General features: G+C 65.4%; 14 protein-coding genes. 9 read left to right on the top strand and 5 right to left on the bottom strand.

All coding sequences use genetic code 11. From position 1 onward, the window contains the following. Nucleotides 1-5: 5 nt before the first annotated feature. Nucleotides 6-575, bottom strand: coding sequence for a DUF2585 family protein (locus ACUXST_RS06190; protein ID WP_458389099.1), 570 nt, complete (start codon nt 573-575; stop codon nt 6-8). A 59-nt stretch (nt 576-634) separates the two neighbouring features. On the opposite strand from ACUXST_RS06190, the gene ACUXST_RS06195 reads away from it, so the two are divergent. Beyond that, entirely contained in the window at nt 635-1,612 is a 978-nt protein-coding gene (locus tag ACUXST_RS06195; RefSeq protein WP_458389100.1) for a magnesium transporter CorA family protein, read from the top strand. Nucleotide 1,613: 1 nt separating this feature from the next. On the opposite strand, the gene ACUXST_RS06200 is transcribed toward ACUXST_RS06195, so the two are convergent. Both ACUXST_RS06200 and ACUXST_RS06205 read right to left on the bottom strand, forming a co-directional pair. Beyond that, nucleotides 1,614-2,447 (bottom strand): hypothetical protein, encoded by an 834-nt coding sequence (locus ACUXST_RS06200; protein ID WP_458389101.1) that lies wholly within the window; start codon nt 2,445-2,447, stop codon nt 1,614-1,616. Between the two features lie 272 nt (nt 2,448-2,719). After that, the gene (locus ACUXST_RS06205; protein ID WP_458389102.1) at nt 2,720-4,090 is read right to left on the bottom strand and encodes a glycosyl transferase family protein; all 1,371 of its coding nucleotides are present in this window, start codon (nt 4,088-4,090) and stop codon (nt 2,720-2,722) included. Between the two features lie 202 nt (nt 4,091-4,292). Between ACUXST_RS06205 and ACUXST_RS06210 the strand changes: the two genes are divergently transcribed. The 8 genes from ACUXST_RS06210 (at nt 4,293) to ACUXST_RS06245 (ending at nt 12,906) form a co-directional block, all read left to right on the top strand. Next, nucleotides 4,293-4,799 (top strand): hypothetical protein, encoded by a 507-nt coding sequence (locus ACUXST_RS06210; protein ID WP_458389103.1) that lies wholly within the window; start codon nt 4,293-4,295, stop codon nt 4,797-4,799. A 24-nt stretch (nt 4,800-4,823) separates the two neighbouring features. Next, entirely contained in the window at nt 4,824-6,005 is a 1,182-nt protein-coding gene (rlmN, locus tag ACUXST_RS06215; RefSeq protein WP_458389104.1) for a 23S rRNA (adenine(2503)-C(2))-methyltransferase RlmN, read from the top strand. A 16-nt stretch (nt 6,006-6,021) separates the two neighbouring features. Next, nucleotides 6,022-6,756, top strand: coding sequence for a sulfite exporter TauE/SafE family protein (locus tag ACUXST_RS06220; RefSeq protein ID WP_458389549.1), 735 nt, complete (start codon nt 6,022-6,024; stop codon nt 6,754-6,756). Between the two features lie 49 nt (nt 6,757-6,805). After that, entirely contained in the window at nt 6,806-7,648 is an 843-nt protein-coding gene (locus ACUXST_RS06225; RefSeq protein WP_458389550.1) for an oxygenase MpaB family protein, read from the top strand. Between the two features lie 68 nt (nt 7,649-7,716). Further along, entirely contained in the window at nt 7,717-9,009 is a 1,293-nt protein-coding gene (locus ACUXST_RS06230) for a class I SAM-dependent methyltransferase (protein WP_458389105.1), read from the top strand. Nucleotides 9,010-9,142: 133 nt separating this feature from the next. Then, the gene (locus tag ACUXST_RS06235; RefSeq protein WP_458389106.1) at nt 9,143-10,210 is read left to right on the top strand and encodes a phosphatase PAP2 family protein; all 1,068 of its coding nucleotides are present in this window, start codon (nt 9,143-9,145) and stop codon (nt 10,208-10,210) included. 201 nt (nt 10,211-10,411) lie between these two features. Further along, nucleotides 10,412-11,893 (top strand): hypothetical protein, encoded by a 1,482-nt coding sequence (locus tag ACUXST_RS06240; protein WP_458389107.1) that lies wholly within the window; start codon nt 10,412-10,414, stop codon nt 11,891-11,893. Further along, nucleotides 11,890-12,906, top strand: coding sequence for a glycosyltransferase family 2 protein (locus ACUXST_RS06245; protein ID WP_458389108.1), 1,017 nt, complete (start codon nt 11,890-11,892; stop codon nt 12,904-12,906). Before ACUXST_RS06240 ends, ACUXST_RS06245 begins: the two co-directional genes overlap by 4 nt. Here ACUXST_RS06245 and ACUXST_RS06250 read toward each other — a convergent pair. Then, the gene (locus ACUXST_RS06250; protein ID WP_458389109.1) at nt 12,840-13,583 is read right to left on the bottom strand and encodes a class I SAM-dependent methyltransferase; all 744 of its coding nucleotides are present in this window, start codon (nt 13,581-13,583) and stop codon (nt 12,840-12,842) included. The genes ACUXST_RS06245 and ACUXST_RS06250 overlap by 67 nt on opposite strands. Continuing rightward, nucleotides 13,568-13,984, bottom strand: a complete 417-nt coding sequence (locus ACUXST_RS06255) for a GtrA family protein (protein WP_458389110.1) — start codon at nt 13,982-13,984, stop codon at nt 13,568-13,570. The genes ACUXST_RS06250 and ACUXST_RS06255 overlap by 16 nt, the downstream gene beginning before the upstream one ends. Between the last annotated feature and the right edge of the window lie 48 nt (nt 13,985-14,032).

A 14,032-nucleotide genomic window follows, 5' to 3' on the forward strand; every position in this document is an offset into this window, starting at 1 on the left:
CGATGCTAGCCCCCCGCCTGCCAGTGGGCGATCGCCGAATTAGGTGCCAAGAGCATCCAGACATTCAGCGTCAGGTTGTCGCGAATGACGAACAGCGGGATGAGCTCGAGCACGACCAGGAGCACGATCGAAGCCCATACCGGGAGCTTGCGAGCGACCCAGAGCCCGATCCCCATCATGGTGATGTCCGACATGGAGTTGAGCACGCTGTCGCCCGAATAACCCAGCGCCGCGGTCGCCTCGCGATAGCGGTCGATAACCACTGGCGTGTTCTCGACGATCTCCCAGCTTGCCTCGACCGCTAGCGCTGCGAGGAAGCGCCACTCGACGGGGGCCTTGCGCGCGACCAGCCACAGCAGAGCGTAGAAGATGAGCCCGTGGACCATGTGGCTCGCGCTGTACCAGTCGGCGAGCATCTGGCTGGTCTTGGAACTGTCGCGTCCGGCGACCCACAGGTCCACGGTTCCGCAGGTGCAGATCGGGTTTCGACCCATCGCGAGCAGCAAGGTTGCCGTGATCGCCATCAGCAGGACTGCGGCGATAACGGTGCGCTGGCTTCGGGTCAGTGCGAACATGACAGCCAATTAACATTCATACGCTTGCAAAGCGTTACGCTTGGCCCGACACCCCTGCCATGCTGCGCGCCTACGGACCCGGCTGCGACGGGAGCATCGTCGAGGCCAAGCTCGACCGCATCCCCGAAGGGGCGACCTGGATCGACCTCGAGGAGCCGACGCAGGAGGAGGAGCGCTTGGTCGAGCGCTGCATCGGCGTCGACGTGCCCACGCAGGACGAGATGTCGGAGATCGAGCCCTCCAGCCGCCTGTATGAGGAGAACGGCGCGCTCTACATGACTGTGAGCGCATTGCGCGGTCTCGACGAGCACCAGCCCGCCACGACGCCAATCGGGTTTGTCCTAGGCAAGGATCGCCTGGTCACCGTCCGCTACGCGACGCCCAAGCCGGTCCGCGCTTTCGAGAACCACGCCCGCCGCGACCCCGACCTGGTGCGTGACGCGCCAACCGCGCTCGTTAGGCTGCTGGACGCGATCATCGACCGCATGGCCGACGAGATCGAGGGCGTTGCGGCCACGATGGAGCAACTCTCCTCGGCAGTCTTCGTCGCTGCTCCCGACGAGCGCCGCATCCCCGCCGAAAAGCTGACCCACCTGTTGACCAGCATCGGCCGCACCCAGACGCTGCTGGCGAAGATCCGCTACACCGCCGTCAGCACCAGCCGCATGCTGAACTTCCTTGGCGCCAGCAACCGCATGCACGAGCCGGCCAACGTCGATTCCCGCCACCATCTTGCCAGCCTGGTCACCGACGTCACCGCTCTGGCGGAACACTCGACGTTCCTCGCGGACAATTTGCAGTTCCTGCTCGACGCCTCGCTTGGCCTGATCAGCATCGAGCAGAACGCGGCGATGAAGCTATTTTCCTGGGCGGCGGTCGTGTTCCTGCCGCCGACGCTGATCGCCGGTATCTTCGGCATGAACTTCGAGCACATGGCATGGATTCACTCATCTTACGGCTACCCGCTGTCGTTAGGTCTCATGGTCGCGAGCGCCGTGCTTCCGTATCTCTACTTCAAACACCGGAAGTGGATCTGACTTAGAAGTCCCCGGCCAACGTCACAGCTGGGCCGGAGCCCGGGCGAGCGTTCCCGGCAACCCGCTGGCGCCAGTCAAAGTAGACACGCACGTTGTTGCGAACACGCATGGTGACCCGCGGTCCGACGTCCACGCGATACAGCCCCGGCTGTACTCCGCCCCAGACGCCAAGCCCTGCCGAGAATTGCTTGTACACGGGACGAGTGACCGTGAGGGCGCCGTCCGCAAAAAGGTCGCGGCGCTTGAAGCCGACGAGGCCGCCCTGCGCGTAGGCGTTCAGCAGGAAGTCGCCGAACACCGGCCGGTCGTAAACGCCACCTTCAGCGAACAGCGCGAAGGCATTGCGGCCGCCGCCTGTCATGCCGAGCCTCTGGCGCCGTTCGGCAGTGATCCAGACCGGGACCGATTGCAGCGGATGGACTCGGAAGCCCAGCGCAACTTCGCCGCCGCGGCGGCCCACCTCGGTGGTGGTTCGAAGCACCGCGGCAATCTGCGCTTTGAAGTTGTAGATCAGGCGTGCGCCTGCCTGGCTGCCGCCGAGCATACCGTTCGGCGCAAGTGACGGCGCCGGGGCGGCCGTGAGCGTCTGCGTACTGCGAAGAAGCGCCCACATGCTGAGTTGGATGCGGTCGAGGCGGGCCTGCGCTACTGCCGGAATCGCGGTTTGCAGCGGAGTCAGGATCTCCGATCGAGCCGGCTGGTGTGAGGCGGACGCGAGGCGCGACAGCGGCCACTCGTCCAGCTGCGGCACCGATGGGAAGAAATGCGGACGCGGCGAAGGTAGCAACTCGGTGTAGCGGTCGGCCGGACGCGCCGGCGGCAGTGGTATCGTCACGGTCCTTCCCACCGGCACCAGTATGGGCCGGAAACCTGCCGGCCAGCCATACCGGGGCATCTGCATGCTCGCAGCTTGCAGAGGCGGAGCCTCGCTCAAGGATGTGACCGCAAGGGGCTCGATCGACGGGAATTCTGTCGGCGTGATCGGCGCCGGCTGAGCGTTGCCGGGTTGCACGTGAAGGATCGAAGCGCCGGGGAGGACGCCAAGCGTTGCGGCGCGAAGCCCCACCCAGGCCAGGACGACCAGAACAAGGAACCGTAACGACGGCCTCACCGCGGCAGGTCCGCCGGGAACATGTGACCGGTCTTGTCCCACCGTTTGGGTCCGCCCCCGACGTGGAGGGCGAGGGCACGCATTGCAGCCAGCACGGCGATGACGTTCCCGACGAAGTGGCGAGGAATGGACAGGAGCCCTTCCGAGAAGCCGTAGGCGGAGGCCGTGAAAGCGGCCCGCATCAGCACGCGCCAGGCGAGCAAGACCGCGTTGATCGTGAGAAGGGTCGTGAGTGCGTGGTCCATTCGCGCCTGCACAGGCGCGCCGAGCGCTTCGGCGAGCCATAGCTGCGACCACAGCAGGGCCGCGCCGTAGCCAGCCAGAAGCAGTAGTGCAGCGATGGGTCCACGGCGGTCTCGCAGCCGCATCCAGCGCTCGCCGAGCCCGCCGCTCCAGCCCAGGCGGTCCCAACCGGCGAGGGCAATGCCGCCAAGCCAGCGTGCCTTCTGCCGAACGGCGCCGCCGAGTGTCGCCGGAAAGTGCCCGCGGCTGGCAACGACGCCCCGACTCCCGGCACGCGCGGGAATGCGGACGAACATCGTCTTGAGCCCGAGTGCTCCGATGCGGAGGCCGATCTCGTAATCCTCGGTCATGCTGGTGCCAGCGAACGGCTTGCCGTCCTGCAGCGCGGCGAGGCGGGCGAGCGCCTTTCGTTCGATCGCGCACCCGACGCCGGCGAGCGGGATTGCCGCACCCACTGCTTCGCGGACGACTAGCTCCTTGACGTGCGCTTCGGCGAACTCGTCGCAATAGTGACCGGCGATCCACCGCGAATGCGGGTCAGGCAGCGGCAGAACCGGAACCTGCACGACGGCGGCGCGATCGATCAGCCGGTCGAACAGCTTGAGCTCGAACGGATCAACGAGATCTTCGGCATCGTGGAGGATGATCGCCTTGGCGCTGCCGGCACCGGCAAGTTCATGGGCCAGGAGAGCGTCATACAGATGGTTGAGGCAGTCGCCCTTCGTTGTCGGCCCTGCGGCACGAACTTCGACTGGAATGACGCGCCGGTCGGCAACGCTCGCGATCGCCGCAGCGGTCGCCGGATCATTCCGATAATGGCCGACGAAGATCGCGTAGTTCGGGTATTCGGCGCGGGCGAGCGTTGCCCGCAGCATGGATGCTATCACCGCACTCTCGTCCCATGCTGGAACGAAGATGGCCATGAAGCCGGGCTCTGCAGCGGCCTGCAGGTCGCTCGCGAAAGCGCGCGGGAAGCGGCTGTAGACTGTCACAGAGCGCCACAGGCGCCGCCCGAAGTAGATCAGGTCGACAGCAAGATCGTTGAGCCCGAACAGCAGGAAACCGGCGCCTGCGAACAGCGCCAGCTCGGCCGCGATTCGGCCGAGGAGGTCGGCGGTTGCCACTGAATGCGGGGCTAGGATGCGCGAAAATAGCGCGCGCGGAAATCTCGGTTCATGGACAGGCCCCTCAACGAATCAACAGGACCGAGCGAGGCGGAAGCTGGCAGAACCCTCCTCTTATCGCAAGATTGGAGGGTTAACGGCCAAATTGGACCGGGGCAGCCATGGCGTGGCGTCTGGCAGCGCGGCCCGCTACCGTCGGGACATGGATGTGCGCCGCGCCCTTGCCCTGCTGTTGCTGATGATGCAGGCAAGCGCAGCCTCCGCCGCGCCCTCGGTGGTGTTTGCAGGCGGCTCGTGGGCGGCCCTCGACCGGGGTGATGCTTGCGTGGCGCTGACCCGCTCGCTGCGGATCGCCGCCAGGGGCAAGGTGCAGGCGACGGCAGGCTTCACCTTCACGCCGGACCACCGCCGCTGGGGCGAGTTTCACGCTCACCTCCGGCGCTTGCCGCGGTCGGGGGCGAGCGTGATCCTAAACATCGGGTCCCAGCCGTTCCTGCTGGTGTCGCGGGGCGACTGGGCGTGGAGCCGGGGTCCGCTGCAGGAGCAGGCGATCATCGCCGCCGCTCGCAGCGCAAGGGGGATGAGCGTCGAGAGCCGCGACGCAGGCGGCCGTCGCTTCGTGGACCCTTACCTGCTCGACGGCGCGCCGACGGCCATCGACGCGGCGGCGGCCAGGTGCGCACTCCGGGGTGCTGGCAAAATCCGCTAGTCCTACCTAGATAGGCGGCTCGCCATGAGTGCCGATACCGTCCTGATGCCGATCCCCGGCGCCGTCGATCCCGTGCCTGTGCCGCGGGCCGTTGTCGCGCGCGCAGATGGCCGCGTCGAACTCGTCGGGCTGTCGAAGGCGCAGATCCAGGGCGAGCTGGAGACGGCGGGTCTGGAACCGCGCCAGACCAAGCTTCGCGCCAAGCAGATCTGGCACTGGATCTACAATCGCGGCGTCAGCGACTTCCTGGCGATGAGCGACATCGCGAAGCCGCAGCGCGGCTGGTTCGCGGAGCGCTTCGTCATTTCACGGCCGGAAGTGGTCGAGGCGCAGGTCTCGACGGACGGCACGCGCAAGTGGCTGCTGAAGACCCACGACGGTCACGATTTCGAGATGGTGTTCATCCCGGACGCGGACCGGGGCACGCTCTGCGTCTCCAGCCAGGTCGGATGCACCCTCAACTGCCGCTTTTGCCACACGGGAACCATGGCACTGGTCCGCAACCTCGAGCCGGCGGAGATCGTCGGCCAAGTGATGCTCGCGCGCGATGCGCTCGGGGAATGGCCGAGCCAGCCTGAGGGACGGATGCTCACCAACATCGTGATGATGGGGATGGGTGAGCCGCTCTATAATTTCGACAATGTCCGCGATGCGCTGAAGATCGTCATGGACGGCGACGGGCTGGGACTCTCTCGGCGCCGGATCACGCTGTCGACCAGTGGCGTGGTGCCGATGATGGAGCGCGCGGGTGCCGAGATCGGAGTCAACCTCGCCGTCTCGCTCCACGCCGTGACCAAAGAGATCCGCGACGAGATCGTCCCGCTGAATCGCAAGTACGGCATTGACCAGCTGCTTGCGGCTTGCGCAGCCTATCCGGGCGCCAACAACGCGCGGCGGATCACGTTCGAATACGTGATGCTCAAGGACAAGAACGACAGCGACGAGCATGCCCGCGAGCTGGTGCGGCTGATCCGGGAGTACCGGCTGCCGGCGAAGGTGAATCTCATCCCGTTCAATCCCTGGCCCGGCGCCGTGTACGAATGCTCGAGCGAAGAGCGCATTCGCTCATTCAGCAACATCGTCTTCGAAGCCGGGATTTCCGCTCCAGTGAGAACGCCGCGCGGCCGGGACATCGACGCGGCTTGCGGCCAGCTGAAGACCGCAGCCGAGCGCAAACGCCGCGCGCAAGCCGCGAGCGCTGCCTGATCTTGCAAGCATAGGCCTGGCTGCCGGCGCAGGCTGCGTCGGCGGTGCTATGAACGCGCTCGCGGGCGGCGGCACTTTCGCCACGCTCCCGGCGCTGATCTCGCTCGGGCTGCCGGCCAATGTTGCAAATGCAACGTCCAACGTCGCGCTGCTTCCGGGCGCCGCGACCAGCGCTGCCGCTTATCGTGACGAACTTGGTCCGATCGGCCAGCTGTCGGTGCGGCTGCTTGCGGGGATCACCTTCATCGGCGGGCTGGTCGGCAGCGTCCTTCTCGTCCTGACACCCAGCCGCGCATTCGACTTCATCATCCCGTGGCTTCTGCTGCTCGGCTTCATCGCCATGCTGTTCGGCAAGGCCGCTTCCGCCTGGCTGCACGACCGGGTGACGATCGGCCGGCGTACACTGGTCATCGCCCAGTCGCTGCTCGCCATCTACGGTGGCTATTTCGGCGGCGGCGTCGGACTGATGGCCACGGCCACTTACGGCCTGCTTGCCGGAGCACATCCACGATCCCTCTTCTCCGTTCGCACCTTTATGCTTGCGGTCGCCAATCTTGCCGCAGCGATCGTGTTCATCGCCGTCGGACTGGTCCGCTGGGCGGCATGCATTCCGATGCTTGCAGGATCGATTATCGGCGGCTGGATCGGAGCAAAGGTCGGCAAGCGCCTGCCTGCCGGGCCGGTCCGGGTCTGGACCCTGACGGTCACGGCGGCCACTACTCTGGTCTTCTTTGAGCGGGCCTATGGCTGATCAAGCTCATGTAATTGCGGGCGATCCGAACCCGTGGCATGCGGCGGTGATGCTTGCACCAATCCGCCGGGCGCTGGTCAAGCAGGTGCGTTCCACCTTCAACGACAGCGCGAAGGGTGAGCGGCCAATCCCGAGGTCCGAGCACGCGCTGTTCCGCCCGGACTCGGTGATCTGGCGAGTTCACGCGGACGTCACGTCGATGATGGCAGGCGGAGTCGCGGCTCTGCTGACCCAAATGCTTCACCCGCACGCGCTCGGCGGCGTTTGGGACCATAGCGATGTCCATTCCGACATGCTTGGCCGCTTGCGGCGGACCGCCCGGTTCATCGCGGTGACCACTTACGGTGAGCGCGAGTCGGCGGAGCAGGCGATTGCCAAGGTCCGGCAGATCCACGGCTTCGTTGGCGGCGAGCTGCCCGACGGCACCGAATACCGGGCCGACGATCCGCACCTGCTCGCCTGGGTGCATGTCGCAGGGGCGGTCCTGTTCCTGGATGCCTGGCGCCGCTACGGCGAGCCGCGGATGAGCGTGGCTGATCAGGACACTTATTTCGCGCAGGCCGGGGAGATTGCGCTGATGCTGGGGGCGGATCCGGTCCCGGGAACGCGTCGCGCCGCCGAGCGCCTGATCGACGAGTTTCGACCGGAGCTCCGGTCCGATGAGCGGACCCGCAGTTTCCGCGACCTCGTCCTCAACGCTCCGGCCCCTTCGCTTGCAGAAGTGCCGGTGCAGCGTCTGCTGATGCGGGCGGCGGTCGACCTGCTGCCGCCGTTCGCGCGCAAGCTGCACGGCTTACGGGCGCCGGCGATCACGGCGCCGGCGGTCCGCGGCGCAACCATGGGTCTGGCAGGCACGCTGCGCTGGGCGTTCGGCGCCGAAAGCTATCGCTAAACCTGCCTGATTGCCGAGCGCGCAACTCCGTGGCAATTCGCTACCAAAGGTCTGGAAAGGTCCATTAAATGTCGCTGATCGGAAGGCTGGTGAACACGTTGCTGCCGAAAGGCGGCAGCATCACCCTCCTCGCCCCAGGCAAGCCGCCCGAGACTCTCGGCGGCGGCGGTGGCAAGCACCTCACCATCCGCTTCACAGACAACAAGGTCGGCTTCGACATCGCTCGCAATCCGCGGCTGGGCTTCGGCGAGGCGTACATGGACGGGCGCCTGGTGATCGAGGACGGCACGATTCTCGAGCTCATGGAAATGGTCGTCGGTTCAAACCGCTGGGAAGACGGCGGCCGGGGCCGGGCGGCCATGTCACGGGGCAAGCGCACGCTGAAACGGCTGTTCTCCACGAACAACCTGAAGCGCGCCCGCCGGAATGTCGCCCACCATTATGACCTCAAGGACGAGCTCTATGAACTCTTCCTCGACGCGGACAAGCAGTACAGCTGCGCCTACTTCACCGATCCCGGCAACAGCCTCGAGCAGGCGCAGCTCGACAAGAAAGCGCACATCGCCGCCAAGCTCGCGCTCGAGCGGGGACAAAAGGTGCTGGACATCGGCTGTGGGTGGGGCGGCATGGCGCTGTTCCTGCACAAAGTGGCGAACGTGGACGTGCTCGGTGTCACCCTGTCCGAGCATCAGCTGAAAATCGCTCGTCAGCGCGCCGAGGCGGCCGGCGTATCGGACCACGTCAAGTTCGAACTGATCGACTACCGAAAGCTCACCGACAGGTTCGACCGTATCGTCTCCGTCGGCATGTTCGAGCATGTTGGCGGCGACCATTACGATGAATTCTTCGCCAAGTGCCGCGACCTGCTGAAGCCCGACGGCGTCATGCTGCTGCACACGATCGGCAAGCTCGGCAGCAAGTCGAAAGCGCCCGATCCCTTCACGGACAAGTACATTTTCCCGGGCTACCACCTGCCCGCGCTGTCGGAGATGACGGCGGCGAGCGAGGGCGCACGATTGATCGCGAGCGACGTCGAGACGCTACGGCTGCACTACGCATACACCCTTCGCGAGTGGCTCAAGCGTTTTGCGGCCGAGCACGACGCGGTCGTGAAGATGTACGACGAGCGCTTCTACCGAATGTGGGATTATTATCTCGCCGGCGGGATCGTCATGTTCGAGAGCGGCTCGGCCTGCAATTACCAGGTCCAGTATATCCGCGACCGCCGGGCACTGCCGATCACCCGGGCCTATATGGCGGAAGCGGACGAGCGCTACCGTCGCCTGGGGGCTGAGGCAGCGCCAGCGTCGAAAAAGCGCACGAGCGCTCGCGGCAAGTCGCTCGAAACCACGAGTAACTAGAGAGCGAGCTCAGAGTGGCCTGCGGAAGCGGGCCGGCAGTGGGCAAGCCGCGTATTCACCGATCCGCGAAGGCTCCCGTTAACCATTTTCTCCTACCTCCCGACCCAGAGACGCTTGGGTGGCGAGGAACGGAATGGTTGAAGCGCGCGAACTCAGGGCGACTGCACTGACCGGCGGAATCCTGTTCGCTTACGCGGCTGTCGTCCTTTCGACCGGTCGAGTGAATATCTTCGAGTTCGGCAAGCTGTTGGTGGCGTCGGTCGCCGGAGGAGTGCTGCTCTGGGTGCTCGTTGGCACCTTCCTCGGTTTCGTTCACGTCGGCAGGGCGGCCCGCGCCAGCGGCAGCAATCCGTTCCTCGGCGAGTTCGTGAAGGGCGTCGCGCGCGAGCGCTGGCAGCGCGACCGCTGGGTTGGCCTGGTCTGGCCGCCACTGCTGTTCGCCGGGCTGATGGCGTCGTTCAACGCCTTCAAGCAGATGGTCTTGCCGCTTGCCGGGTACCGCTTCGACCCACTTCTCTCCCGCGCGGACCGGGCCTTGTTCCTCGGTCATGATCCCTGGCGGGTCACGCACGCGGTGCTCGGATCACCCGAAGCAACGATATTTATCGACCGGCTCTACCACGGTTGGTTCCTGCCGATGTCGCTCGGCATCATCCTCTGCGCGTGGCTGCCTTCAGTCACCTTCCGGGCGCGGACGCAGTATCTGCTCACCTACATGGGCGTGTGGATTGGAATCGGCAGCTTCCTCGCCTTTCTCCTGCCGTCCGCCGGACCCTGCTTCTACTCGCGCCTGGTCGGACCATCGCCGAACTATGATGCGTTGCTCGCCTCCCTCGCGCATGTTCAGAGCGTCACGGGCTCCACAGTGCACTCGCTGAAGATCCAGGACATCTTGTTCGCTGACCGCGATTCGCACTCGCTGATCATCGGCGCGGGCATCTCCGCGATGCCTTCGGTTCACAATGCGCTGGCGCTCCTGTTCGCGCTTGGCGCCTCCCGGCTGAACCGCACCGCGGGCTGGTTGTTCGGCGTCTATGCTGCCGTCATCTGGATCGGCTCCATCCACCTCGGCTGGCACTATGCAGTGGACGGCCTTGTCGCCGATGCGCTGACCTTCGGTTTGTGGCGGGTCAGCGGGCGCGTGGCTGAGCGGCTCGAACGGCCATTCGCTTCGACCTACGCTGAGCCGGCGCTCGCCTAACCTAGGCTAAATAGCGGCCAAAATCCGCTCCGCCGTTCTAAAGCCGGTCTGATCCGGCCGCTCTGGCGCATGGACAAATGACCCCATCGCATTAGGACGCGCCGGGGGATGGCTTCAGCCTTTTCGAAACATCGGGCCCAGCCCGTTTGGACCGCAGAGCCCGGAGCAGGGCCGCGGCCGTGGTGGGAGTCGCGCTGGTGCGTGGCGTTCCTGGTGCTCGCTGCGATGATCCCGCTTCTCTACCCGCCGATCCCGCCGCTGGTGGACCTGTTCGGGCACATGGGTCGCTACCGCGTTCAGCTCGACATCGGCCGTTCGCCGTGGCTGGATCAATATTACGGTTTTCACTGGGCAGCCATCGGCAACCTCGGAGTTGACCTGCTTGTGATGCCGCTCGGCCGGCTGATCGGCCTCGAACCCGCGGTGAAGCTGATCGTGATGGCGATCCCGCCGATGACCGTTGCCGGGTTCCTGTGGGTCGCGCGCGAAGTGCATGGCCGCATTCCGCCGACCGCTCTGTTCGCGTTGCCGCTCGTTTATAGCCATCCCTTCATGTTCGGCTTCGTGAATTTCGTGCTGTCGGTCGCGCTCGCGTTCCTGGCGTTCGGCCTGTGGCTGCGCCTTGGCCGCTTGGGGAAGCTGCGTCTGCGGTCGATCCTGTTCGTCCCAATCTCTTTGATCGTCTTCTTCGCGCACACTTTCGGCTGGGGCATGCTGGGACTGCTGTGCTTTTCGGCCGAGGCGATCCGTCAGCACGACAGCGGACGCGGCTGGTTCCGCTCCGGGCTCAACGCCGCGCTTCACGCCTCCGTGATGGCGCTGCCGATCATCATCACCATTGTCTGGCGCAGCGAAGCCCACGGCGGAATGACCGCGGGCTGGTGGAACTGGAGTCTGAAGTGGAAGTGGCTGCAGTACTGCCTCCGCGATCGCTGGAAGCTCTTCGACCTAGGGTCTTTGTGCGTAATCGGGCTAATGCTTGCCTACGCGCTGTTCAGCCGGCGCCTGACCTTCTCGCGGAACCTGCTGTTCACGGGGTTCGTGCTGCTGGTGTGCTTCTTCATCCTTCCGCGAACCGTCTTCGGATCAACCTACGCGGACATGCGGCTGCTGCCGTACGTCATTGCGACCGTCGTTCTCGCCGTGAGGTTCAAGGGGCCGACCCATCTCCCCGTCGCGCGGGTGCTTGCTGCGCTTGGCCTGCTGTTCTTCCTCGTACGGATTGGCGGCAACACGCTGAGCCTCGCCCTCTCTGCCAACGACCAGACGGCCAAGCTGACGGCGCTTGAGCACGTACCGGACGGCGCGCGGGTGGTGAGCCTCTACACGTTGCCTTGCACCAACACCTGGGCGCTGCCCCGGGATAGCCATCTCGGCTCCATGGTTACCGTGCGGCGGGAGGGGTTCGCCAACGACCAGTGGGTGCTCGAGGGGTTGAACCTGCTCGACCTCAAGTACACGCGTGCGGGCTACTACGCCTCGGATCCTTCCGAGATCGTGCGCCCGAACAACTGCCGCGACGGCCTCCACCTGCAGCTGAACACCTCTTTGAGGTCGGTGCCTCGAAACGACTTCGATTATGTCTGGCTGCTCGATCCCGCGCCCTATGACCCAGCGGCCACCGCGGACATGCAGCCCGTCTGGCGCGGACCAGCCTCCGTCCTCTATCGGCTTCACCCATGAAGCTCTCGATCGTCATCCCTTGCTACAACGAGGAGCCGTGCCTGGATCTGCTGCACAAGCGGGTCAGCGCGGCTGCCCGTGCAAGCGTCGCCGAGGACTTCGAGATCGTCTTCATCAACGACGGTTCGCGTGATCGGTCATGGCCGATGTTGCAGCGGCTCGCTGTGGACGATCCGCACGTCCTCGCGATCAATCTCTCCCGCAATCACGGCCACCAGCTTGCGCTGACCGCGGGACTCGACCTCTGCAGCGGCGACACCATCCTGATCATCGACGCGGACTTGCAGGATCCGCCGGAGCTGCTCGCCGCAATGCGGGAAATCATGAACCGCGAGCAGGCGGACGTGGTCTACGGGGTGCGTAGGAGCCGGGCCGGCGAGACTGCTTTCAAGCGGGCTACGGCGCATGGCTTCTATCGCTTGCTGTCGCGGGCGACGGAGGTCGACATCCCGCTCGATGCCGGCGACTTCAGGCTGATGAGCCGGCGTGCTCTCGACGCGCTGCTGGCGCTGCCGGAGCAAGCACGTTTCATCCGCGGGATGGTCGCCTGGATCGGCTTCCGGCAGGTGCCGTTCCCCTATGACCGCGACCAGCGGTTCGCCGGCGAGACCAAATATCCGTTCAAAAAGATGCTGCGGTTCGCCATCGACGCGCTCACCGGCTTTTCATCGGCGCCGCTGAAGCTCGCGAGCCACATCGGGCTGGCGCTGTCGATCGGTTCAGTGATCCTGATCGCCTACATCGCCTATGCGTGGAGCGCCGGCCGCAACATCCCGGGTTGGACGTCTCTCATGCTCGTCGTCGTGGTGCTCGGAGCGGTGCAGATGTTCGTGCTCGCGCTGATGGGTGAGTACATCGGCCGGCTCTACAACGAGTCCAAGCGCCGTCCGCTCTACATCGTGCAGGAGATTGCCGGTGGCGCCGCGAGGCACCCAGCCCGTCTCGGCTATGTCGCCGATGCGACGGCGAACAGCGACAGTCCCGGCGGCAGCGGCACACGCCCTATCAGGTGACGCTCGGCCGCGAACGTCCGCTCCAAGGCCGAGTTGAGCGGGGCTGCGGGCAAGGAAAGATCAGCACTGTCCTTGCCCCGGGCCTTGGACGCCATCCGCTCGGCCACGGCGACGGGGAACAGCAGGCTGTTAAAATAGCCTATCGCTTCAAGCCGAAGGGGCGAAGCCCGCAACAGGCGCTTCAGTGCCGTCTTCGAGTAGCGCCGCTTGTGGTGATTCACGACGTCGTGCGCGGACCACATCCACTGGTGGGCGGGAACCGTCATCACGAACTTGCCGCCTGGCTTCAGCCGAGCGGCTATCGAAGCAATCGCCGCCTGGTCATCATCGATATGCTCGATGACGTCGAACGCGCCGACGAGATCGTACTGGCTCTCGCCAACTCCTGAAAGCTCGGGAAGCGGCGAACTCATGACCGAGCGGCCAAGGCGCTTCTCGGCGATGCCCCGTGCCTGCTCGTCCAGTTCCAGGCCGTCGACCTCGCCGAACTCGCCAAGCATCGCCAGGTTGTGGCCGGTTCCGCAGCCAATCTCCAGCAGCCGGGCGCCTGGCGGAGGAGGCGCCTTGCGCCGGATGAGTTCGGCAATGACCCGCCGCCGCGCCCGATACCACCAGTGCCTCTGGTCCAGCTCGGCCATCTGTTCGTAGACGACGCGCTCCATCAGCGGAAAACCCACTGGCGGTTGAGCGTGAAGGTGATCGCCGGTGTGACGAACAGGATCGGCACGAGCGGCCACCACCATGGGCCACCAAGCATGTCACTGTCGGTGAGGATGAACACGAAGCCGGCGTTGAGGCCGTAGCTGACGAGCGAGACGATGAAGAAGCGGACCGTCGTCTTGGCCGGATCGTCCCGCCGCCCGTGCCCGCGAAAGCTCCAGCGGCTGTGGAGCACGTAGCCGGTGATCATCGCCGCCAGATAGCCGGCGAAGTTCGCGACTTGAGGAGAAGTGAGATGGAACTTGGCGAGCGGCGAATAGACCACGGCGTACAGCGCTGTCACGAAGCCGCCGACCATTCCGAAGCGGACGATCTGACCGAGCATGACCCGGCGTTCGGCGGAGATTGCGGACAGCATCGAAGTGGAGGGCGGGTTGAACCTGAATGCGGCCTGTTTGCCACGTGG

Source organism: Sphingomonas sp. F9_3S_D5_B_2 (assembly GCF_054263715.1).